Annotated in this window: 22 protein-coding genes; 6 read left to right on the top strand and 16 right to left on the bottom strand. The window is 65.4% G+C overall.

The window, feature by feature from the left end:
• The first annotated feature begins 2 nt into the window (after positions 1-2).
• Entirely contained in the window at positions 3-305 is a 303-nt protein-coding gene (locus tag P1IM2_RS01395; protein WP_186401204.1) for a UBP-type zinc finger domain-containing protein, read from the top strand.
• Between the two features lie 87 nt (positions 306-392).
• Here P1IM2_RS01395 and P1IM2_RS01400 read toward each other — a convergent pair whose 3' ends face one another.
• From P1IM2_RS01400 to ffh, 16 genes are all read right to left on the bottom strand, one after another.
• A complete protein-coding gene (locus P1IM2_RS01400) occupies positions 393-884 on the bottom strand; it encodes a hypothetical protein (RefSeq protein ID WP_186401205.1) in 492 nt (163 codons plus the stop codon).
• A gap of 33 nt (positions 885-917) precedes the next feature.
• Entirely contained in the window at positions 918-1,928 is a 1,011-nt protein-coding gene (locus P1IM2_RS01405) for a hypothetical protein (protein ID WP_186401206.1), read from the bottom strand.
• 47 nt (positions 1,929-1,975) lie between these two features.
• On the bottom strand, positions 1,976-2,605 hold the full coding sequence (locus P1IM2_RS01410) for a hypothetical protein (protein WP_186401207.1): 630 nt from the start codon (positions 2,603-2,605) through the stop codon (positions 1,976-1,978).
• 353 nt (positions 2,606-2,958) lie between these two features.
• On the bottom strand, positions 2,959-4,347 hold the full coding sequence (locus P1IM2_RS01415; protein WP_186401208.1) for a PepSY-associated TM helix domain-containing protein: 1,389 nt from the start codon (positions 4,345-4,347) through the stop codon (positions 2,959-2,961).
• 14 nt (positions 4,348-4,361) lie between these two features.
• A complete protein-coding gene (locus tag P1IM2_RS01420; protein ID WP_186401209.1) occupies positions 4,362-6,374 on the bottom strand; it encodes a TonB-dependent receptor domain-containing protein in 2,013 nt (670 codons plus the stop codon).
• 69 nt (positions 6,375-6,443) lie between these two features.
• Complete coding sequence (locus tag P1IM2_RS01425; protein ID WP_186401210.1) at positions 6,444-6,836, bottom strand: hypothetical protein; 393 nt, start codon at positions 6,834-6,836, stop codon at positions 6,444-6,446.
• A 50-nt stretch (positions 6,837-6,886) separates the two neighbouring features.
• Positions 6,887-8,056, bottom strand: coding sequence for a sterol desaturase family protein (locus tag P1IM2_RS01430; RefSeq protein ID WP_186401211.1), 1,170 nt, complete (start codon positions 8,054-8,056; stop codon positions 6,887-6,889).
• Positions 8,057-8,104: 48 nt separating this feature from the next.
• A complete protein-coding gene (ligA, locus tag P1IM2_RS01435; RefSeq protein WP_186401212.1) occupies positions 8,105-10,249 on the bottom strand; it encodes an NAD-dependent DNA ligase LigA in 2,145 nt (714 codons plus the stop codon).
• On the bottom strand, positions 10,246-10,644 hold the full coding sequence (locus tag P1IM2_RS01440; RefSeq protein ID WP_313906777.1) for a putative quinol monooxygenase: 399 nt from the start codon (positions 10,642-10,644) through the stop codon (positions 10,246-10,248). Before P1IM2_RS01440 ends, ligA begins: the two co-directional genes overlap by 4 nt.
• A complete protein-coding gene (locus tag P1IM2_RS01445; RefSeq protein ID WP_186401213.1) occupies positions 10,641-11,324 on the bottom strand; it encodes a GNAT family N-acetyltransferase in 684 nt (227 codons plus the stop codon). The genes P1IM2_RS01440 and P1IM2_RS01445 overlap by 4 nt, the downstream gene beginning before the upstream one ends.
• Positions 11,321-13,006: a DNA repair protein RecN gene (recN, locus tag P1IM2_RS01450; RefSeq protein ID WP_186401214.1), complete on the bottom strand. Its 1,686-nt coding sequence runs from the start codon at positions 13,004-13,006 to the stop codon at positions 11,321-11,323. Before recN ends, P1IM2_RS01445 begins: the two co-directional genes overlap by 4 nt.
• 49 nt (positions 13,007-13,055) lie before the next feature.
• Positions 13,056-13,850: an outer membrane protein assembly factor BamD gene (locus tag P1IM2_RS01455; protein WP_040589805.1), complete on the bottom strand. Its 795-nt coding sequence runs from the start codon at positions 13,848-13,850 to the stop codon at positions 13,056-13,058.
• Between the two features lie 96 nt (positions 13,851-13,946).
• A complete protein-coding gene (locus P1IM2_RS01460; RefSeq protein ID WP_062901083.1) occupies positions 13,947-14,660 on the bottom strand; it encodes a peptidylprolyl isomerase in 714 nt (237 codons plus the stop codon).
• An 84-nt stretch (positions 14,661-14,744) separates the two neighbouring features.
• A complete protein-coding gene (gene rimM / locus P1IM2_RS01465; protein WP_062901084.1) occupies positions 14,745-15,254 on the bottom strand; it encodes a ribosome maturation factor RimM in 510 nt (169 codons plus the stop codon).
• Positions 15,255-15,258: 4 nt separating this feature from the next.
• The gene (gene rpsP / locus P1IM2_RS01470; RefSeq protein WP_003043030.1) at positions 15,259-15,840 is read right to left on the bottom strand and encodes a 30S ribosomal protein S16; all 582 of its coding nucleotides are present in this window, start codon (positions 15,838-15,840) and stop codon (positions 15,259-15,261) included.
• Between the two features lie 46 nt (positions 15,841-15,886).
• Entirely contained in the window at positions 15,887-17,347 is a 1,461-nt protein-coding gene (gene ffh, locus P1IM2_RS01475) for a signal recognition particle protein (protein WP_186401215.1), read from the bottom strand.
• A gap of 267 nt (positions 17,348-17,614) precedes the next feature.
• Here ffh and P1IM2_RS01480 point away from each other — a divergent pair, with 267 nt between their 5' ends.
• Genes P1IM2_RS01480 through P1IM2_RS01500 form a run of 5 tightly spaced genes read left to right on the top strand, consistent with a single transcriptional unit; the run spans position 17,615 to position 22,984 of the window.
• A complete protein-coding gene (locus P1IM2_RS01480; protein WP_186401216.1) occupies positions 17,615-19,246 on the top strand; it encodes a putative bifunctional diguanylate cyclase/phosphodiesterase in 1,632 nt (543 codons plus the stop codon).
• A gap of 51 nt (positions 19,247-19,297) precedes the next feature.
• Positions 19,298-20,104, top strand: coding sequence for a diaminopimelate epimerase (dapF, locus tag P1IM2_RS01485; protein WP_003043039.1), 807 nt, complete (start codon positions 19,298-19,300; stop codon positions 20,102-20,104).
• The gene (locus tag P1IM2_RS01490) at positions 20,101-21,399 is read left to right on the top strand and encodes a MiaB/RimO family radical SAM methylthiotransferase (RefSeq protein ID WP_186401217.1); all 1,299 of its coding nucleotides are present in this window, start codon (positions 20,101-20,103) and stop codon (positions 21,397-21,399) included. The genes dapF and P1IM2_RS01490 overlap by 4 nt, the downstream gene beginning before the upstream one ends.
• Positions 21,396-22,322, top strand: a complete 927-nt coding sequence (gene ftsY, locus P1IM2_RS01495) for a signal recognition particle-docking protein FtsY (protein WP_062764286.1) — start codon at positions 21,396-21,398, stop codon at positions 22,320-22,322. Before P1IM2_RS01490 ends, ftsY begins: the two co-directional genes overlap by 4 nt.
• Positions 22,319-22,984 carry an inner membrane-spanning protein YciB gene (locus P1IM2_RS01500; protein ID WP_186401218.1) on the top strand — a complete coding sequence of 222 codons (666 nt, stop codon included), beginning with the start codon at positions 22,319-22,321 and terminating at the stop codon, positions 22,982-22,984. The genes ftsY and P1IM2_RS01500 overlap by 4 nt, the downstream gene beginning before the upstream one ends.
• Positions 22,985-23,017 lie beyond the last annotated feature (33 nt).

Consider the following 23,017-nt stretch of genomic DNA (forward strand, 5'->3'; position numbering starts at 1 on the left):
CTGTGTCTGGATGTTCTCACCTGTCGCAGGTTCACGACGTTACACCGAGTGCACGGGGCTGCGAGGAATGCCTCAAAATTGGCAGCCCATGGGTGCATCTGCGGCTCTGTCGCGAATGCGGACATGTCGGTTGCTGCGACCAATCGCCAAATCGCCATGCCCGCGCGCACTTCGAGCGTTCGGGCCATCCGATCATCGAGGGATATGATCCGCCCGAAGGTTGGGGCTGGTGCTATGTTGATGAGGTCCAGGTAGCGCTTCCTGATCAGACCAGCCAAATCGGGCCCATTCCTAGCTTTATCTAGCCCTTGTTTCTGACACCGGGATTGCGTTGCAACTGTCCGCTGTTCTAGATTCTTCACTGAAATCTGCCAGTCTCCAAACTGGCCACCTCAAGCCCATCGCAGCAAGAAGTTGGTCAAGGCGACGTGCGGATATCGGGCGTCGTCCCAAGGGATCGGGCGGTCGAGGGGATCTTCGTTCAGCGGACCATCGATATTCTGGAAATCGAGCGACAGTCCGGTGAGCGTCCGACCTGCTTGCATCATCGCGAGCAGCCGGTCGAAGGCGGCGGGCGACAGATCGATCGAAACCACATAGTCGGGCGCGTCGGGGGTACCTGTCCCGAAGGCGCTCCGGCGGATGCTGCCGCTCCAGTCGGAGCCGTCCTCTTGGGCGTCGAGGACGACCAGCATTCCTTGTAGCGCGCCGATATGCTGCGCTGCGCTGGTGATCGGCTGGCCCTCGATCGCACTGAGTGGAGCGGTCATGCACCGCTCCAGCCGTTCATACTCGCCATGCGCACCGCCCAGTTCGAGGCCGATCGCGCCGACCTCGAAACGGAGGAAATCCGGAACGATGGCGTAGGTGGCCGGGTTCGTCATGCCATCGTCCGATGGCGTGACGACGAGCTCTTTTCAGAGATCACGGACTTTTTTCCAGTAGAGCGCCGAAATCTGGCTTCCATCGTCGGCCGTATACCAATCGACGACCGCCTTGCCGTGCTCGACCCGAAAGACGCGGTACCCCTTCTCCGTCCGCAGATAGTCGACCTTTTGTACATAGCCATATCCAGCGACCATCTTGCTTTCTTCGGCGCGTTTGGGATCGGCGATGCGGCGCAGCGACGCGGACATGTGGATCGTGGAAGGATAGTCGCTGCGGAGCCAGTAGAGGAGGATGGTATCCTCCAGCATCGCGCGAGACCGGGCGTTCGGATCAGCTGCAACGGGCGTGAACCGGATAGAGTCGTAGATGCGCGTTGAATCGGGGGGAACGTCGCCGGCGTCGCCCCATACCCAGTTGAATGTGTAAAGCTTGTTTCCTCGCGCCACGATCAGATAGCGGTGGGTTGCCGGGGTGTTGAAATAGTCGATGGTGAACGAGAAGATCACCTCGCGCGCCGGGAGACCCTGGAAGGTCAAGGGACGGTTTTTAAGGACCTTGAAATTGTTGAGGCCGCCGCTGGCGATCTGATCGGCCTGGTCCTTCAGAAGGCCGGCGACGTCGGAAATTTCATAAATGCCGAAATCCACGACCCCGAAGTTGAAGCTGCTGCAGCGGCCGCCGATCTCTTTCCCGGGCCGCGCGCGCTCGGTTACCTCGACATTGACGAAATCTTCTGCCCCCAGGCTGTAGGTTTGATGCACATCGGTGCTGACGTCGAGCGTCACGCCGAGCCGCGGATCGGTGAAGCGTTGCCATTCCGGCCCGTAGCAACTCATCGTCGCGGCGGCTGGTGATGCGGCCAACACGCCCGCGAGAGCCACGAGGCCAAGGTGCCATTTCGTCATTTTCATTTCCCCAAAGCGCTTGCGATTAGCAAAAGCAGCAACCCCTTGGTCTGCATTGCCTATCTCGTCGCCGTTCGCAACATGCCTGTCTCTCGATGATGACGCTCTGCCTGCCGCGATCTTAGTCCGCTGCATCGGGCGGACGGTCGATGGCGGCTGTGGATCACGCCTTCCCCGGCCGATCAACCGGCATATCTTCGATTGGCGTCATAGGCCTCGAGTTCGAGTGGGGATTTGTCGTGGCCATATTGGATCAATTCCGAGACATATTGGCCCGCATAGGCCGCGAAGCTCGTGCTCCGCTCGATCTGCCACACATGAACGAGCTCATGTGCGAGGCGCGGCTGGTCGAGCGTGAAGCCCTTCCGCACCCAGATTGTGTATCCAAAGGCCTGGGCGTTGTTGACGATGCCCGGACCGATGAAACCGAACGTCTCGCCGGCAAGCTTGATCTCGGGATTCTCCCTCGGGAAAGGGATTTCGTCGACGAAAACGAGGCGCACTTTTTCGGGATGTTTTATGCCGATCTCTGCGGCGAGGCGCACCTGGTCCGGATCGAGAGGAGTGCCCGTCGCTTGGCCGCGCGCTTCAATTTCCTCCGCCCATTTGACATAATAGGCCATGAATTTGCTCAGAAACTCTTCCTGGTTGGCCGAGACCGCTTTCTGACCTGCCTGCGCTTCGGCTGCCAGAAGCGTGGCTGAGGGGGGCACGGTGCACCCAACAAGAGCCGCGACCATGATGGCTTGCCTCAGCACGGAATGACGCTCTGGCCGTCCTGCGAAAGCAAGATGGGTGCTGATATGCTGCAATTTTTCGGCCTCCTGTTATGGAATGGTCTTCAGTGTTTGCGGGCGGCGTAGGTGCCGCGCCGCCGTCGACTGATGGAGCCGGCTGCTACGGCTTATTCATCGCTTCGTCGAGACGGGAAGCGCGAATGGCTCGCAAAGTCATTCATGCCATTGCAGCTGCGAATCCGGCGAGCCTGCTTCAGTTCGCAAGCTGGACCGAGGGGTTGGTCTGCAATAACGGCTTTTCGCAATCCTGTGGCTTTCGCCCCCGCGCCTCTCCAAGCTTATCTAGAAAGTCACCCACGCGCGCCACGACCTTTTCTCTGCCCTCGGGCGCAATGGCCGTGAAGGTCAAGCCCGCTGTGGCCATGAACTTATACTCTAAAAACCTCCCGCACCGCCGGAGCCATTCCCAGCCAGCGCGCCACCCGCGGCAGGCGCGGCAGGATCAACCGGTCGACGAGCCACAACAGGATCAGCGACGCCGCAAGCAGCGGCAGCAGCGCGGCAAGGCACAGCACGATCGCCGCCACACCCTTAAGCCGCGCCGGATCGCGCGGCATGGGCGGCGCGCCGATCGCATCATAGGGCTTGCGGCGGCGCCACATCAGGAAACCCGACACGGCAAGCGTGATCATCGCAAGCGCCGTTGCGACGCCGACGAGTTGATTGACGACACCGAATAGCTGCCCTTCGTGCCAGGCGATGCCGTAGCCGACGGCGCGGTCGATCACATGCTTGTCGGCAAAACCGCTGCGCCCCACCTCGATCCCGGTCACCGGATCATAGCTGACCTTGCGCACGAGCGGGCGGTTCTGCGTCTGCGTCGTCAGCGTCCAGACATTGCCGTTGGGCGGCCCGAACATATTGGGCGCCCCCGGCGGCTGGATGATCGCCGGCGCGGGCATATGTTCGGCTTGCGCGCGCAGCACGATCCGATCGAGCTTGACCCGCGGCGCATCGTTTGCATTCGCCATCCGATGCGCCGGCGTCGCCCCGCTCATTGCCTTGGCCATCGCGCCATGGTCGTGCGCGGCGTGCGGATCGAGCCCCCCCTTCCAGTCCTGCACCCCCGACACCCAGCCCATCTCGGCGCGCACGGCGCGAAAGCCCGTCGCCCAGATGTCGGTCCACGGCAGCGCGGTGGTGAGGAGAACGAGCGCGAGGCCCGAAACCCAGAATCCCGTGACGGCGTGCAGATCGCGCAGCGCCGCGCGTCCGCCAAGGCGCAGCCGCGGCCAGACGACCCCGGCCAGTCCCCGCCCGCGCGGCCACCAGAGATAGAGGCCGGTCAGGATCATCACGATTGCCCAGCTTGCGGCAAGTTCGACCAGAATGCCGCCGCCCAGCCCAAGGAGCAGCTTGCCGTGCAACCGCGCGAGCCACGCCGTCCAGCGCAGCTCGGGATCGGCCGACCCGATGACGCGCCCCTGCGGCGACACCGCCACATCGCGCATTGTGCCGCCGGGCAGGCCGAGGTGGATCACCGCGGCGTCGCCCGGCGCTTCCGGGATGCGATAAGAGTGAAAGGCCGCGCCGGGAAAGGCGGCGAGCGCCGCCGCGACCTGCGCGTCGGCATCGACGGGCTGCGCGGCGGCGAGCCCGCGCCAGTCGCGCTCCTCCCACCGGTCGATCTGCGGCTTGAACAGATAGGCCGCGCCGGTCAGCGACAGGATCAGGATGAAGGGGATGACGAATAGCCCGGCATAGAAATGCCAACGCCAGATCGTGCGATAGAGCGGCATGCGGCTGACGTCGGTCATCCCCCTCCTCCCCCTCAGAACCGCGCGCGAAGGCCGGCCGAAATGGCACGGCGTTCGACGGGGTAGTAGATCGCCGACGCCGGTGCCGCGGTGATCGTCGCGCTGATATCGCCGATGGCCTTTTTGCCGGTGATGTTGCGCACATCGACGAACGCGTCGATGCCGTCGGTAATCCGCGCACCGCCGGTGATACCGATCAGCGAATAGCCCGGCGTCCGCACCAGATTGCGATAATCGGCAAAGGGGCCGTCGGGTACCCATTCGACATTCGGCGCGACGTGCAGCGCCTCGCTCCCCAGCCGCAACTCGGCGCGATAGACATGCTTCGGCACCACCGGCAGGCGGTTGTTGCCGAACTGGCTGTCGCCGCGGAAGCGGAAGTCGCTGTAGGTATAGATCTGGCGCAGCCGCACCCACGGCGCGAAATTGAGCTCGAGCGCCGCCTCTATCCCCTGATGCAGCGTCCGGTCGGCGTTGAAGGTCGCGGCCGGAATGCTGCTGTTCGTCGAGAATTGCAGCATCTCACCGGTCAGCGTCGAACGGTAGAGCGCCAGATCCCAATGCGCGATGCCGACGCTGCCGCGCGTACCGATCTCGGCCGTCCACGCACACTGCGGGCGGATGGCGGAGACGACAGCGCTGGTCGGCGGGGTGCCGATCGTCTGGAACACCTCGCCGAAACCGGGGAATTCGGCCGAACGACTGTAGTTGGCAAAAATCTGGATGCGGCTCAATGGTTCGAACAGCAATCCGAATTTCGGCGAAAAGGCGTCGAGATCGACGCGCCCGTCGCTCGCCGGAGAGGCCGAAAAATTGACGTGGCGCTTGCGCCAGCCATCGGCATAGACGCCGCCCGCAATCAGCGAAAGCTGCGGCACCGGGCGCACGCGGACCTCGCCATAGAGGCTCGCCGTCTGCGCTTTCTGGTCGGCATCGAAGGTCAGCGCGCCGCGCGACCCGCTGATGTTGACGAACTGCTTCGCCTTGGTGCTGCCATGGCGAATTTCGCCGCCCAGCGTCAGTTCGACCGGCCCCGCCGCATAGTCGAGCCGCGCGAAGCTGCCGACATCGGTCGATTTCTGGTCGATCACCTGAAAGATCGGGTGGAACAGCGATTTGGCGTTGATGAAGCCGCCAACCTCCAGCGTCGCCGATCCGAAATCGAAGGTCGTGCGGTTCTGCAGGCGCAGCGAATCGATGTCGCGCTGCTGATCGCCCGCCGCACTGCCCGCGTTCGCAATTTTCGGCGTCGTGAGCGCCTGATCATAGGTCAGCGCGCCGGGAAGCTGCTGGTTGATATTGTTGAAGCTGGCGTAAAAGCGCGTCGAGACGGTATCGCTGAGCCGCAGGCCAACATTGGAATGAAAGCGAAAGCTCCGCCGCTTCGCATGATCCCGATCCCCGTCGGACGTGTCGGCGCTGACCGCGCCCCAGGCATCGACCGCATCGCTCGCCACCCCGGCCGAGACGAGGCCGCGCAGCATCGAAAAGCTGCCCGCGTCGGCGCGCAGATAGACGCCCTCGGCGGTGCGGCCGGTCGGCGTCACACCATTGATCGCGCCGCCCAGCGTGCCCGACCCGAAGCGCAGCGCATTGGCGCCGCGATAGACTTCGAGATGGTCGAAGAAGATCGGTTCGAGTTCCTGAAAGTCGCCATTGTCGTCGGCGAGATTGATCGGCACGCCGTCCTGGAGCAGAGTGATGCCGCGCATGTGGAAACCGCGCGACAGGCCCGAACCGCGGATCGACAGGCGCACTTCCTGCCCATAGCGCGGCTGGAGATAGACGCCGGGTGAAAAGGCCAGCGTGTCGCGCAGGCTGACGATCGATTTGTCGGCATAATCTTCATAGGAAACGACATCGGTGCCGCCGGGCGTCCTCGCGGCGCGCGCTTCGGCCGCGTCGGTAAGCTGCGGCGCGGTGACGATGATCGTCGACTGGTCTTCGGCGTCCGCGGCATGGGCGGCAGGCGCCAGGGAAATGGCGAGCGCCAGTAACGGCGCCGCACGGGTAACGTGACTCTTCATGGAAAATCCTTCGCTTGAACACAGGCAGAACCGCGCCGCGCGAGGTGCGCGGACGGTCGTCAAACCGGGTCAGGCGAAGGCGGGTGGTCCGGTGCTTGGCGGCAGCGGCGACGCGATCCCGGGCGCATAGCCAAGCGCGGGAATCGCGACCGGCGCGGGATCGGCCGCGGCGAGCGCGGCGGGGAGCACGGGCGTATCGGGAACGATCGGCGCGACCGCGAGCGCGCCCCACGGACAATGTTGCTGCCCCTTGCCGCTGTCGTGGTCGCCCGCCTTTTCAATGGGGATGGTCAGCGTCGCGCCGGGATTGGCGGGGTCCGAACAGACGCGCACCGTGATCGCGCCCTTTGCGTCGCTTTCGATCATCCAGCCGGGCGCGACGAAGACGCGCGCCGCCAGCGCCAGCAGCACGGGCAGCAGCAACAGGATGCCGGGACGGCGCAAGATGGCAAGAACCCCCACGCGCCGCGCCTTATGTCCGTCCGCGTGCGCTGGCAAGCGGGCATGATGCCCTATTCGGCGGGCGCCTCGTCGATCTTCTTGCCCGTCCGCGTCCACGGATAGAGGAACTGGCCGCCATAGCTGCGCGGTACATCTTCGGGGATGCCATAATTTTCGGGCCAGCGATCCTTGGGCAGATGAAAGGTGCCGAACAGCTTGTCGAGAAAAGGAAAGTGGATCGCGAAATTGACGTCGAACGCCTCGCGCTCCAGCCCGTGGTGCCAATGGTGAAAGCGCGGCGTCGCGACCCAATGCCCCAGCCGGTTGAAATCGCCGCCGACATTGGCGTGGAGCAGCGACGACCAGACATAGACGAAGCCGATATAGGCCTGCATCACCGACGGGCTGAACCCGAGCGTGAAAAGCGGCAGCGAGGTGATCGAACGCAGGAGGATGATCTCGACGAAATGCATCCGCGATCCCGCGAGCCAGTCCATCGATTTCGCGCTGTGATGGATCGCGTGAAATCCCCACAGAAAGGGGATTTTGTGGAACAGCCGGTGATACCAATATTGCGCGAGGTCGGAGACGAGAAGGACGATGGCGAACTGTGCGATCCACGGCAGCGCCGCGACCCCGGCGCGGAATGCCGCCCAGCTGCTCGTATGGTCATTGACGAACGCCTGCGGGGCGAGCGCGAGAAAGCCCAATATCTGCACGAACATCGTGCTGACGAGATAATAGAAAAGATCCTCGCGCCACTCGGTACGGAACAATCGCTGCGCACGGCGGTGCGGAAAGGCGCGCTCGAGCGGCGCGAACATGAAGCCGGTGACGAGAAGGTTGACGACGAAAAAGTCGAGCCCGAAGAAAATGCCCCAGTCGCGCGTCTCGGCGGGCTGGACATTGGCGCCGCCCATCAACGCCGCCGCCAGCCCGATCATCAGCGCGGTCAGCCCCAGCACCTTGCGCGGCCGCAGCAGCAGGCTGAGCAGCGACAGGCCATAGCTCGCGAGCAAAGTCAGGTGGACGATCCCGCGAAATCCGGTCCAGCCCTTGACGATCTCGAGCTCGGGGGTCGCGAACCAGTCGGGAAAGCGCAGCGCGACGACCATGAAAAAGCCGCTGATCGCAAACAGCAATCCGAAGAAGCCCGACAGCCACCCGCTCCCGAACCGTCGCACCTCGGTATGCGATTCCAGATCGCGCATGAGGCTTTTCAGATAGTCGCTCTTCGCCATTTTGCCCCCCTCGCCCCCTCCGCATGACCAACCATATGCGCCGCGGTGCTATCCCGCCGCCGCCACAATTTCCGCCCACGCCGCTTCGTCGATCACGCGGATGCCGAGCGCGGCCGCCTGCTTGAGCTTCGATCCCGCGCCCGGCCCGGAGACGACGAGGTCGGTCTTGGCACTCACCGATCCCGCCGCCTTGGCGCCGAGCGCCTCGGCCTGCGCCTTCGCTTCGTCACGGCTCATCGTCTCGAGTTTGCCGGTAAATACGACCGTCTTGCCCGACACCTCGCTCTCGCGGGTTTCGACGACGTAAAGAGGCGGCGACACTTCGCTGAACAGATCGTCCCAGAGCGCGCGGTTGTGCGGCTCATGGAAGAAATCGCTCAGCGCCTCGGCGACCGCGGGACCGATGCCGTCGGCGCGCACCTCGAGGATGGCCTTGATTGCGTCGAGCTTGCGGCTTGCATATTTGCCGTCGGATTCGTCCGAATCTTGCGGGTTCGCCTCGGTCCAGGCCCGCAATTGCTCGGCCTTTTCGGGCAATCGCCGGATGTCGCCGATCCCCTTGAGCAGATCGCGCGCGGTTACTGCGCCGACATGACGGATCCCGAGCCCGAACAGCAGCCGCGCAGCATCGGGCTGCCGCTTTGCGTCGATTGCGGCAAACAGCTTGTCGACCGATGTTTCCTTCCACCCTTCGCGTCCGAGCAGTTCGTCCCGGTGCGCCTTCAGGCGGAAGATGTCGGCCGGGCCCTTGTCGAGCCAGCCGAGGTCCATGAACTCCTGAATGCTCTTCTCGCCCAGCCCCTCGATATCGAGCGCGCCGCGGCTGACGAAGTGGCGCAGCCGCTCGAACTTCTGCGCCGCGCAGATCAGCCCGCCGGTGCAGCGGACATCGACCTCGCCCTCCTCGGCAACCGCTTCGCTGCCGCAGACGGGGCAATGATCGGGGAAGATATAGGGGTCGCGCGCCGTGTCGCGGGTGAGATTGTCGACCACTTGCGGAATCACGTCGCCCGCCCGCTGGACAATGATGCGGTCCCCCGGCCGGACACCGAGCCGTTCGATCTCGTCGCGATTGTGCAATGTCACGTTCGAGACGACGACGCCGCCGACGGTAACGGGGGTGAGGCGCCCGACGGGCGTGAGCTTGCCCGTCCGGCCGACCTGGATGTCGATCGCCTCGAGCGTCGTCTGCGCGCGTTCGGCGGGGAATTTATGCGCAATCGCCCAGCGCGGCGCCTTGGCGACGAAGCCGAGACGCGCCTGCCAATCGAGCCGGTCGACCTTGTAGACGACGCCGTCGATATCATAGGGCATCTCGGCGCGCTCGGCCTCGATCGTCCGGTAGTGCGTCAGCACGCCCTCGACGCTGTCGAAACGCTTCAACAGCGGCGATACGGGGACGCCCCACCCCGCGATACGCTTCATCATCGCAAATTGCGTCGCCTCCGGCACCGCGCTGACGTCGCCCCAGCCATGTGCCAGGAAGCGCAGCGGGCGCGACGCGGTGACGCTGGCGTCCTTCTGACGCAATGATCCCGCCGCCGCGTTGCGCGGATTGGCGAACTGGCGCGCCTTTTCGGGATCGTCAGCCTCGGCAAGCAGGCGCGCGTTAAGCGCCGCGAAATCGGCCTTGGCCATATAAACCTCGCCGCGGATCTCGAACACGTCGGGTACTTCGCCGCTCAGCATTTCGGGAATGTCAGCGATGGTGCGGACATTGGCGGTGACATCCTCACCGACCGTACCGTCACCGCGCGTCGCCGCCTGAACCAGCTTGCCCATTTCATAGCGCAGCGAGCAGGACAATCCGTCGATCTTGTCCTCGGCGGTCAGCGCAATCGCCTCGTCCGCGTCCAGATTGAGGAAACGCCTTACGCGCGCGGCAAATTCTTCGACATCTTCCGCCGCGAAAGCATTGTCGAGGCTCATCATCCGCACCGCATGCGTCACCTTGGCGAGGGGCGACGCCTCGACTGCCGCGCCGACCAGCCGGTTCGGACTGTCGGCGCGGACGAGATGCGGGAACGCCGCTTCGATCGCATTGTTGCGGCGGACGAGCGCATCATAATCGGCGTCCGAAATCTCCGGACTATCCTCGGCATGATAGAGTTTATTGTGATGCGCGATCTGTTTCGCGAGGCGCATCAGTTCGTTGGCGGCGTCGGCTTCGGTCAGCGATTCAATGTCGATCATGGACGCGCTTTTGCCACCGGCACGAACTCGGCGCGAGCGCCAAATCCGGAAATCAGCGGTCGCCCCTTCGCAATCGCCGCCTGCACCGACGGCAATTGCAGCGAGGCGGCATGGGCATCCTTGTCAGCCCAGAGCTCGACGATCCACAGCGCATCCGGATTCGCGCTGTCCTCGCCGACCAGATAGGCGAAATTGCCGGGCATCGCGTCCGTATTCTCGGTCAGGATCGCAGCAAGCGCGGCGCGCTGGCCGGGCTGCGCGATCATCTGGCCGATCAGGCCGTAATGGGGCTGTTCTTCGTCCATGATCGTCTCCAAGGCCAGCAGGTCGCGCGGTGCCAGAACGGCTGCTGCGAACGTCGCGAGCGCGGCAAGATGGGTGCGTCTGCCGATCACCGTGCAATCACCAGCACATGCACCTGTCGCCGTTCCCGAAAGCCGAGCGATTCATACAGCGCGATCGCGCCTTCATTGTCGGCATAGCTGTGCAGAAAGGGCATCTCGCCGCGCTGCGCCATCGCGCGCATGACATGGCCGATCAACGCGCGCGCCAGTCCGCGGCCGCGGCAATTTGCCCAGGTCGCGACGCCGCTGACCTCCGCCATGCCGGGAACAAGCATGCGTTGCCCCGCCATCGCAAGCAGGCGCCCCTCTTCGCGTACGCCGAAGAAGGGGCCGTAGAGATGCGTCTTCGGCCCCCACGGCCCCGGCTTCGCATGCTCGGCGAGTGCGGTCATTTCAACCGCATCGGCCTCGCCCAGCGGCACGATGGGGGGATCATCCGCGCGCGGTTCGGGCGGCGGTCCTTCCGCAACCATCTGCGTCAGAATGGCGCGCTTGATCTCGCGGGTTCCCGGCGGCAGCGGCCAAGCCTCGCCTTCGACCAGCCACAGCTCGCCGTGCTCAGGAACAAGCGCCGCGAGCGCGGCTTGCGCCGCCGCGCCGGTGTCGGCGGCGGCACCGAACGGGCCGTAGTCCCCATCGATCCGCACCGCCCGCGCGTCGCCCTGTGCCAGATGTGCCTGTCGGCCGGTCAGGATGCTGAGGATCGGCCGATCGAGGGGGTGCGCGCTCACCCCGCAACCTCGAGCAACCGGTCTGCCTGTGCCCGCGCCTCCGCGGTCACTTCGGCCCCCGACAGCATCCGGGCGATTTCTTCGCGGCGCCCCGCTTCGTCGAGCGCGCGGACGCCGGTGCGCGTCACCGTTCCTTCGCTCGACTTGGCGATCATGAAATGCGTCGCGCCCTTGGCGGCGACCTGCGGGCTGTGCGTCACCGCGAGCAATTGCTTGCCCCCGCCCTTTCCGCTTCCGCCGGCCAGCCGCGCCAGCCGCTCGCCGATTGCGCTCGCGACCGCACCGCCGACACCGCGGTCGATCTCGTCGAAGATGATCGTGTCAGCACCGCCCTCTTCGGCAAGCGCAACCTTCAGCGCGAGGATGAAGCGCGACAATTCGCCGCCCGAGGCAATTTTGGCGAGCGGAGCAAAGGGTGCGCCGGGATTGGTCGCGATCAGAAATTCGACGCGGTCGATACCGTCCGCACCCCAACGCTCGGCAGGCAGGCGTTCGACGAGCGTGCGGAAGCGCGCCGCATCGAGCTTGAGCGGCGCCAGTTCGCCGGCGACCGCCGCATCGAGCCGCGCCGCGGCCTTCGTCCGCTGATCCGACAGCGCGGTCGCGGCATGAGTGTAGGCGGCGGCACCTTCGGCGACCGCTGCTTCGAGCCGGGCAAGCCCCGCGCTGCCGCCTTCGATCGCATCGAGCCGCGCGGCAAGGTCGTCGGTCAGCGCCGCCAGTTCGTCGGGCTGGACGCCATGCTTGCGCGCCATCGCGCGCAGTTCGAACAGCCGCGTCTCGGTCGCCTCGAGCCGATCGGGATCATATTCCAGGGCGCGTGCCGCCTCGTGCAGCTTGGCCTCGGCATCGTCGGCATCGATGATTGCGCGATCAAGGCTGGCGAGCGCTTCGGCAAGCAGCGGATGGTCGCCCGCCAGCCGGTCGAGCCGCCGCGCGGCACCGCGCAGCAGGGCGGGACCGCCGGCGCTGCCGTCGAATGCTTCCATGATCGTCGACAGGTCGCCCGCAATCCGCTCGCCCTTCTGCATCGCGGCGCGCGCCTCGGCGAGTTCGGCTTCTTCGCCCGGCTGCGGTGCCAGCGTTCGCAACTCGGCGACGCAATGTTCCAGCCATTCGCGGTCGCGCTCGGCCTCGGCAATCGCGGTCCGTGCAGCCGCCAGTCGCTCCTCGGCGCTGCGCCAACTCGCATGCGCCGCCGCCACCGCGCCGGCATCGGCGCGCGCATAGGCATCGAGCAGCGCGCGATGCCCCGCGGGCGCGAGCAGGCCGCGATCATCGTGCTGCCCATGAATTTCAACGAGATAGCTGCCGACTTCGCGCAGCAGCGCCGCCGAACAGGGCTGATCGTTGAGAAAGGCGCGGCTGCCGCCGTCGGCCTTGACGGTGCGGCGGATGAGCAGCGGTTCGCCATCCTCCATTACGACATCATTGTCGGCGAGCAGCGCGGCGAGCGGCGTGCCTGCTGCCGGCGGCGCAAAGCTGGCGGTGACCTGCGCGCGGTCGCTGCCCTGCCGCACCAGCGCCGTGTCGGCGCGCGCGCCCAGCGCAAGCCCCAGCGCGTCGAGCAGGATCGACTTGCCGGCGCCGGTCTCGCCCGTGAGCACGCCCAGCCCGCCCTCGAAATCGAGGTCGAGCCGTTCGATCAGAACGATATTCGATATGGACAGCGCGGTCAGCATCCGGCCCCGCCTTACAATAGAACAAAGCGCGAATCTATCGCGCGATGCATCAGGCGCTGGGCGCGTGCTTTTCCATCAGCTTGTACGCGCGTTCGTACCATTTGCTGCCGGGATAATTGGCGCCGAGGACGGCCGCCGACTTCTTCGCCTCTTCGGGAACGCCGAGCGCGAGATAGCATTCGGTCAGCCGGAACAGCGCCTCGGGGGCGTGGCTGGTGGTCTGATATTTGTCGACGACTTCGCGGAAGCGGATCGAGGCCGCGAGCCAGTTCGAGCTGCGCTCGTAAAAGCGGCCGATTTCCATCTCCTTGCCCGCCAGATGGTCGCGGACAAGGTCAAGCTTCAACCGCGCATCGGCGGCGTAGCGGCTATCGGGATAGCGGCGCACAATCTCGCCCAGCGCGGCCTGCGCCTGCTGCGTGATCTTCTGGTCGCGGGTCACGTCGCTGATCTGCTCATAATAGCTGAGCGCGATCAGATAATAGGCGTAAGGCGCATCCTTGTTGCCGGGGTGGATCGACAGGAAACGCTGCGCCGATTCGATCGACGGCGTATATTCGCGGTCCATATAATAGGAAAAGGCGCTCATCAGCTGCGCGCGGCGCGCCCAGGGCGAATAGGGGTGCTGACGCTCGACCTCGTCGAACAGCGCCGCGGCAATCTTGTACTGGCCGCGGTCGAGACGATCCTGCGCGGCGCGATAGAGCGTATTCACGTCACGCGCGACGTAGCGCGTGTCCTTCTTGACCCCACCCCCGCCGGCGCAGGCCGCGAGTAGCGGCGAAATCACGAGGGCGGCGGCGATCAGGCGCACGGCGGCGCGAGAGGAAGGGCGCTGAGTCATGGGCGCGGTATAGCCACAGCGCAGATGAACGCAAAATAAATGATCATGTCTTTCGTCGGCATCGCGAACCAAATCGTCCGGCGGCGCCCGGGGGCGTCACGGCGCCGGAACCGGGGGCGCCTTCACCACACAGCCTTTGGGTGCATCGGCAGGCGCCGGAACGCGGCGCGCCGACAGGATGGTCACGGCCGGATCGAGGATCTGGCCGCGCATCACGCCCTCGCCCGCGGTCTCGGAAACCGGCATCGCGAAGATTTTTTCGGCGACGTCGCGCCCCGAAGCAATCTCGCCGAATACCGCGAAACCCGCCCCATCGCCGCCGGGCGCGTCGGCGTCGAAGCCCTTGATGCCGGACAGCAGCAAAAAGAAATCGGTCGTCGCATCGCCCGGGCGCAAATGCGCCATCACCAGCGCACCATCGCAATTGGTAAGGCCGGTTTTCGTTGTCGGCTCATGCGCGATGGGTGGGAAGTTGGTCCGCGGGTCGCCGCGGTTGCCCGCCTGAATCAGCTTGTTTCCCTCGCCCCAGCTGCGCGTCGTGCGATAGAATTTGAACCCGTCCATCCGCTTGCTGTCGACATAGCGGAGGAAATTGGCGCTGGTGATCGGCGCCCGCTTGTCCTCCAGCCGAACGACGATCGTGCCCGCGTCGGTCTTGAGCGCCACATAAGGCCGCGTATCGGGCGCCGCGACTTCGACCGGGGGCGTCACGGCCGCCGGAACGGGCGGCGGCGGCGGGGGCAACTGCGTGGTCTGGGCTGGAACCGACTGCACCGCAAGGACGAGCGACAGGATCAAGGGAGCGAACATGGATCTCTCTGCGGACCTCTCTCTGGTTGGCGGGGGGTCAGGCTAGACGCCCCGGCAGCGAACGCCAAGCCTTTGCGCCGACACCTATTCGACGAAGGCCGCCGCCACGGTCACGCCCTCGGGGTTCCAGGCAGGAACCGCCTGCGCGGTCATCGGCACCATGAAGCGCTTCGGCTTGTGTCCCGCTTCGGCCGGACGTTCGATTTCCAATATGTCGCCGGCGCCGAAATTCTCGACCGCCACGACATGGCCGACAGCCTCGCCGTCGGTCGAAACGCAGGGCAGGCCGATCAGATCGTGATGATAATATTCCCCCGGCGCGAGCGACGGCAGCGCCGAGCGCGGGACTGTCAGCACCGTGCCGCGCAGCGCTTCGGCGGCGCTGCGATCGGCGATTTCGGCAAAGCTTGCCACCGCGCCCTGATTGGCGGGGCGTATCGATTTCAGCGTCAGCTTGCGGGCGCCGGCGTCGAAAACGGAAAAGGCGCGGAGAGCCTCCGCGCCTTCACCGAACAATTTGAGCCGCACCTCGCCCCGGACCCCGTGCGCGCCGGCAATGGCGGCCAGGGTGACGGGACGATCGGCGGCGGCCAAGGGTTTAGCCTTCGGCCTTTTCTTCGCCGGCTTCGGCGACGGGGCCGCCTTCGGCAACTTCTTCGGCGATCGCAGCCGCGTCGTCGGCGCTCGCGTCGGCCGGAACTTCCTCGGCAACTGCGTCGGCAACCGCTTCGGCGGTTTCTTCGCTCTTCACCGAGCCGGTCGCATCCGATTCAGCCGCTTCGGGAGCCGCTTCTTCGGCCGGAGCCGGAGCCGCAGCGGCGGCCGCCGCAGCTTCTTCGGCCTCGGCCAGCTTCGCGGCCTTTTCTTCGGCGCGTTCCTTGGCCTTTTCACCCGGGACAGCCTTGTTCGGGTTGTTGCGGGCCGAACGTTCCTTCACGCCTGCGGCGTCGAGGAAGCGGGCGACGCGGTCGGTCGGCTGCGCGCCAACCGAAACCCAATGCTTCGCACGTTCGGCGTCGAGCTTGACGCGGTCCGGATTATCCTTGCCGAGCAGCGGGTTGTAGCTGCCGATGCGTTCGATGAAACGGCCGTCGCGCGGGCTGCGCGAATCGGCAACGACGATCTTGTAATAGGGGCGCTTTTTCGAACCGCCGCGCGAAAGGCGAATGGTGGTAGCCATGATATTTTCCTTCTGACTTGCTAACTTTGACTTTGATTTTTAAGGGTTATTTCTTCTTGTTCAGCAGATTGGCGAGATCGGGCGGAAGTCCGGCACCGCCAAGGCCGGGCAGTCCGCCGGCACCGCCGCCGCCGCCCATGCCGCCGCCGCCCATTCCGGGGATACCGCCGCCGCGGCCGAGGAGAGCGCCAAGGCCCTTGAGGCCGCCCATCTTGCGAATCTTCTTCATCGCGGTGGACATTTCCTGATGCATTTTCAGCACCTTGTTCACCTGCTGCACCGTGGTACCCGACCCGTTGGCAATGCGGATCTTGCGCTTCGCATTGATGATTTCGGGTTTCGCGCGTTCCTTTGGCGTCATCGAGCCCATGATCGCGTCGAAATGGACGAGCACCTTGTCGTCGGTGCCGCTCTGCGCCATCGCCGCCTGTGCTTTCTTGAGGCCGGGGATCATGCCCGCCAGCGCACCCAGCCCGCCCATGCGGCGCATCTGGTTCAATTGCGTGCGAAGATCGTCGAGGTCGAACTGACCCTTCGCCATCTTCTTGGCCATCGCCTCGGCCTCTTCGGCCTGAATCGTCTCGGCGGCGCGTTCGACGAGGCTGACGACGTCGCCCATGCCGAGGATGCGGCCCGCGATGCGCGAGGGCTGGAAGACTTCAAGGCCGTCAAGCTTTTCGCCGGTGCCGGCGAATTTGATCGGCTTGCCGGTGACGGCGCGCATCGACAGCGCGGCGCCGCCGCGCGCATCGCCATCCATGCGGGTGAGCACGACGCCGGTCAGCGGCACCTGTTCGGTGAAGCGCTGCGCGACCTGCACCGCGTCCTGACCGGTCAGGCTGTCGACGACAAGCAGCGTTTCGGCCGGATTCGCCGTGCGCGACACCGCCTGCATTTCGTCCATCAATTGCTGATCGACGTGGAGGCGGCCCGCAGTATCGAGCATCAGCACGTCGAAGCCCTGAAGCTTGGCCGCCTGCATGGCGCGCTGCGCAATCTCGACCGGCTGCTGCCCGGCGATGATCGGCAAGGTCGCGACGTCGATCTGGCTACCGAGGACGGCGAGCTGTTCCTGCGCGGCGGGACGATTGACGTCGAGCGACGCCATCAGCACCTTCTTGCGCTCCTTGTCCTTCAGCCGCTTCGCGATCTTCGCGGTCGTCGTCGTCTTGCCCGACCCCTGAAGGCCGACCATCATGACAACGGCGGGCGGCGTGACGGCAAGGTCAAGTTCAGCAGCTTCGGAGCCGAGCATTTCGGTCAGCGCGTCGCTGACGATCTTGACGACCTGCTGCCCCGGCGTGACCGAGCGCAGGACATTCTGACCGACCGCAAGTTCGGTGACCTGGTCGACGAAGCTGCGCACCACGGGCAGCGCGACGTCGGCTTCGAGCAGTGCGATGCGCACTTCGCGCATCGCCGCGCGCACGTCGGCCTCGGTCAGCGCACCGCGGCCGCGGAGCTTCCCGAATACATCGCCTAGCCGATTGCTCAGACTGTCGAACATGCGCTTCCAAATCCTTCTCTCGATCCGCAACGCAAAAGACGCCGGTGAGCGAAACCTCGCCAACCAGCGGCTATCCGTGGACAGAAATTCCGTCGCGGATGTCGATATGCCCACCCGAATCCAATAGGCGGACAGCGGCTCCTTAGGCGAGATCGCCCGCAAAGGCAAGTCGGACCGCCCGCTGGCTTCGCGATCGCCACCAAGCCCCACTTAACGCAAATTTCACCGCTTTGCCGGCATATGCGAGGGAATGGTGGGGACTATAGCATGAATTCGACGATGAAGCCGCGAAACCGTAGCGAGGACGCCCGACGCGACATGATCGCAGGGGGAATCGTCGTCGCCGCGATCGTGATGTTCGTCGGCACCGGCGGCAATGTGATGCAGGCGGTGGTGCAGACGCTGATCGGCATCGGCGGCGGGCCGGACAAGGTCTTGTCGGCGGCGCTGATCCTGAATGTCGCGCTGATCCTGTTCGGCTGGCGCCGCTACGAAGACCTCAACCGCGAGATTCGCGAGCGCACCGAGGCCGAACAGCGCGCGCGCTATCTGGCCGACACCGATCCGCTGACCGGATTTCTGAACCGCCGCGCGCTGATCGTTGCGGGGCAGCAGCTCATCGCCAGCGCCGCGGCCGAAAAGCGCAATGTCGCCCTGTTCCTGCTCGACCTCGACCATTTCAAGACGGTCAACGATATTCACGGCCATGCCGCGGGCGACCGTGTGCTGCAGGTCGCGGCCGAGCGGATCACCGCCATCCTGCCGCCCAATGCGACCAAAGCGAGGCTCGGCGGCGACGAATTCGTCGCGATGATTCCGTTCGAGCCCGCCGCGCGCGCCAACATCGACGCGCTCGCCGCGGCACTGGTTTCGTCGCTCGAGGATTCGGTCGCCCATGATGCGCAGCATATCCGCATCGGCGCCTCGCTCGGCATCGCACTTGCCAATGATGCCAGCATGACGATGGAGACGATGATCCGCCAGGCGGACATCGCCATGTATCACTGCAAGGACGAGGGCCGGAACCGCTATTGCTGGTTCGAGCAGGGCATGGAAATGGCGGTCCAGGTCCGCAACCAGATCGAAAACGGCATCCGCGAAGGCATGCCGCGCGGCGAGTTCATTCCCTTTTTCGAGCCGCAGGTCGACATCGCGACCGGCCGCCTTGTCGGCTTCGAAATGCTGATGCGCTGGGATTCGCCCGAATATGGCATGATCCCGCCCGAACGCTTCATTCCAATCGCCGAGGAAAGCGGGCTGATCGGCGAATTGTCCCTGCTGGTCATTCGCCGCGCGATGGAAATCGCCAAAGGCTGGGATCCGTCGATCATTCTCGCGGTCAATATTTCTCCGCAACAGCTCAAGGATCCCTGGTTCAGCCAGAAGCTCACCAAGCTGCTGGTCGAAACGGGCTACCCCGCCAGCCAGCTCGAGGTCGAGATCACCGAAAGCTCGCTGTTCGAAAATCTGCCGCTGGTCCGCTCGATCGTCACCAGCCTCAAGAATCAGGGCGTTTCGCTCAGCCTCGACGATTTCGGCACCGGCTATAGTTCCTTGTCGCACCTGCGCGCGCTGCCCTTCGACCGCATCAAGATCGACCGCAGCTTCGTCGCCGCGATGCGGGGCAGCCCCGATGCGCAGGCGATTGTTGTGGCAATTGTCCGCCTCGGCGAAAGCCTGGCCATGCCGATCACTGCCGAGGGCGTCGAAGACGAAGCAACCGCCACCGAACTGACGCGGCTCGGCTGCGCGAAGGGTCAGGGCTGGTTCTACGGCCGCGCCGCATCGGCCGACGACACGGCGCGCATGCTTGCCGACCGCGGCCTGCTCCGCGCGCCCGCGCTGCCACAAACGCCGTCCCCCGACGTCGACGAGGAAGTGCTGCGCAAGACGGCCTGACGCCGCCACATCGCTAGACTTCGCCCGTCGGCGCCCTTACATGCGCGGACTATGGCGGACCGCTTCACCAAGATGCACGGCCTCGGCAACGACTTTGTCGTGATCGATGCGCGCGCGAACAGCGTCGAGATGACGCCGGCGCGGGCGCATGCGATTGCCGATCGCCGCCACGGCATCGGCTGCGACCAGCTGATCCTGCTCGAACCGTCGTCGAAGGCCGACGTCAAAATGCGGATATTCAACGCCGACGGCAGCGAGGTCGAGGCGTGCGGCAACGCGACGCGCTGCGTCGCCACGCTGATCGGCAAGCCCGCGGTCATCGAAACGCTGGGCGGGATGCTGCGCGTGACCCCCGCCGACGGCGGCGCCGAAGTCGTGCTGGGTGAACCCGTCTTCGATTGGGAGCATATTCCGCTCGCCATGCCGATGGACACCCGCGACATGCCCGTCGCGTGGGACGAACTGGAACATGGCGCGGCGGTCAATGTCGGCAATCCGCACATCATCTTCTTCGTCCCCGAAGCCGATGCAGTCGCACTGGGCGACCTCGGCCCGCGGATCGAGACCGACCCCCTGTTTCCCGAGCGGGTCAACGTCAATGTCGCGAGCCTCGACGGCGAAAATCAGCTCCAGCTTCGCGTCTGGGAACGCGGCGTCGGGCTGACGCAGGCGTGCGGCACGGGCGCGTGCGCGACCGCGGTCGCCGCCATCCGCGCCGGCATCGTCAAATCGCCCGTCACCGTGTCGCTTCCCGGCGGCGATCTGGTGATCCGTTGGTCGCCCGGCGAGCCGATCGTGATGAGCGGCGCGGCGACCCGCGTGTTCGAGGGCGAGACCGACTGGGCGCAATTCGGATGAGCGTTGCCGAAGCCGGCCGGGTCGAGGTCGTCAATTTCGGGTGCCGGCTGAATCTGGCCGAAGGCGAAGCGATCCGCGCCGCCGCAACGCGCGCCGCAGCGCCCGACACGATCGTGTTCAACAGCTGCGCGGTGACCGACGAAGCGGTGCGCCAAGCTCGCCAGGCCGTGCGCCGCGCGCTGCGCGAGCGCCCTGACACCGCGGTGGTCGTTACCGGCTGCGCCGCCGAACTGGAGGCCGAGCGCTTTGCCGATATGGGTGCGCGGGTGGTCGCCAACGATGCGAAGGGGCTAACGGCAAGCTACCAAGTCGAAAATATTGCTTCGTCAAGCTCGGCACGAGCGGAGATGGATGACGCAGCTCCTCCTCCACCCTTCGCCCTGAGCCTGCCGAAGGGCCGTTCTTCCCTCCCCTACCTGCCTGCTCTTTCCGGCGCTGACCACGCCCGCGCTTTCCTGGGCGTCCAGACGGGCTGTTCGCATAGCTGCACTTTCTGCGCGACGGTGCTGGCACGGGGAACCGCCCGCTCGGCCACGGTCGGTTCGATCCTGACGGCGGCCCGAACGGCGATAGACCGCGGCCAGCGCGAGATCGTGCTGACCGGAGTCGATCTTGCCAGCTATGGCGACGACAGCGGCACCAGCCTTGCTGCGCTCGTCGAAGCCTTGCTGCGCCTGCCCCTCGAACGCCTCCGCCTTTCGTCGCTCGATCCGGACCGCATAGACGATGCGCTGTTCGCGCTGCTGACGCAGGATGCGCGGATCATGCCGCACGTTCATCTCTCGCTGCAGGCGGGCGACGACATGGTGCTGACGCGCATGAAGCGCCGCCACCGCCGCGCCGACGCGGTGCGGCTGGTCGAAAGGCTGAAGGCCGCGCGCCCGGAAATCGCGATCGGCGCCGACCTGATCGCCGGTTTTCCGACCGAGGATGCCGCCATGTTCGCGAACAGCCTGGCGCTGATCGACGATTGCGACATCGTTTTCGGTCACATCTTTCCTTACAGCGCGCGCAGCGGGACGCCCGCGGCGCGAATGCCGCAGGTCGGACGCAGCGCGGCGCGCGACCGGGCGGCGCGGCTGCGCGAGGCCAATGCGCGGCGGCGTCATGCCTGGCTGGACCGGCTGACGGGATCGACAACGACCATGCTGGTCGAGCGCGACGGCCGAACCGGCCATGCCGAAAATTTCGCCGCGCTGATATTGGCCACGCCCGCCGAGCCGGGCGCCATCGTGCCGGTCCGTGCGGGCGCACGGGACGGCGACAGAATGACTGCGGAAAGGATATCGGGATGAGCGGACCGAGCTGGAGCGAGCGGCTGCTCGGCGGCTTTCGGCGCACGTCGGAACGGCTTGGCGAAAATCTGGCCGGGCTGACGGGCAAGTCGCGCCTCGACGAAGACGACCTCGACCGGATCGAGGAAGCGCTGATTACCGCCGACCTTGGCCCCGGCATGGCGGCGCGTATCCGCGACCGCCTGTCCGAACGCCGCGACATTGCCGCTAACGGCACCGACGAATTGCGCCGGGTCGTGGCCGAGGAGATTGCGGCGGTGCTGCGTCCGGTCGCCGAGCCGCTGGAAATCGATGCTTTCCCGCGCCCCCAGGTCATTTTGGTGATCGGGGTCAACGGGTCGGGCAAGACCACGACCATCGCGAAGCTCGCGCATCTGTTCCAGGAACAGGATTATGGCGTGATGCTGGTCGCCGGCGACACCTTCCGCGCTGCCGCGATCGGCCAGCTCAAGGTGTGGGCCGAACGGCTGGGCGTGCCGATCGTCACCGGACCCGAAGGCGGCGATGCGGCGGGCATCGTGTTCGATGCGGTCAAGCAGGCGACCGCGACGGGCATCGACGTGCTGATCGTCGACACCGCCGGGCGGCTTCAGAACAAGCGCGAACTGATGGACGAGCTTGCCAAGATCAAGCGCGTGCTCGGCCGCCTCAACCCCGCAGCACCGCACGACGTCGTGCTCGTTCTCGACGCGACCACCGGGCAGAATGCGCTATCGCAGATCGACGTGTTCCGTGACGTGGCGGGCGTGACCGGGCTCGTGATGACCAAGCTCGACGGCACCGCGCGCGGCGGCGTCCTCGTCGCCGCGGCCGAACGCCATGGCCTGCCCATCCACGCGATCGGCATCGGCGAAACGATCGACGATCTGCGCCCCTTCGACCCCGACGAGATCGCGGGCATCATTGCAGGAAATATCCGATGAGCGAACCGCTCGACCAGCTACCCGGCGGCCCCGAAGCCGTCCCCGCCGCGCCGCCCGCCAAGCATGGCTGGCTGAACTTCGCGATCGATTTCGGGCCGCTGCTGGTGTTTTTCCTGACCTATAAATTCACCGCCGGCGGCCAGGGCGCCTTCGCCGCGACTGCGGGCGCGATCAAGGGCACGATCGCCTTCATGGTCGCGATCCTCGTTGCGATGGCCTTCTCGAAATGGAAGCTCGGGCGAATTTCGCCGATGCTGTGGATGTCGGGTATCCTCGTCATCGGGTTCGGCGCGCTGACCGTTTATCTTCACGATCCCAAGTTCATCGTGATGAAGCCGACGATCATCTATGCGGTCTTTGCGCTGATGCTGCTCGGCGGCTGGTGGTTCAAGAAGCCGATGCTCAAATATCTGCTCCAGTCGGCGCTCGACGGGATGACTGAACGCGGCTGGCTGCTGCTGTCGCGCAACTGGGGCCTGTTCTTCGCCGCGCTCGGCATCGCCAACCATGTGATGTACGTGCTCATCGAAGCCGGGCGGATGAGTTTCGATACTTGGCTGACGATCAAGGTCTGGGGCGTGACCGCCCTGTCCTTCCTCTTCACGCTGACGCAGGTACCGGTGATGCTGAAGAACGGGCTGGCGGTTCCGGAAGAAAATTAACGCCTCCCTCCCCTCCCGCAATCGGGAGGAGGG

Origin of the sequence: Sphingopyxis sp. P1IMeth2 (assembly GCF_900185685.1) — a bacterium.
GTDB lineage: Bacteria > Pseudomonadota > Alphaproteobacteria > Sphingomonadales > Sphingomonadaceae > Sphingopyxis > Sphingopyxis terrae_A.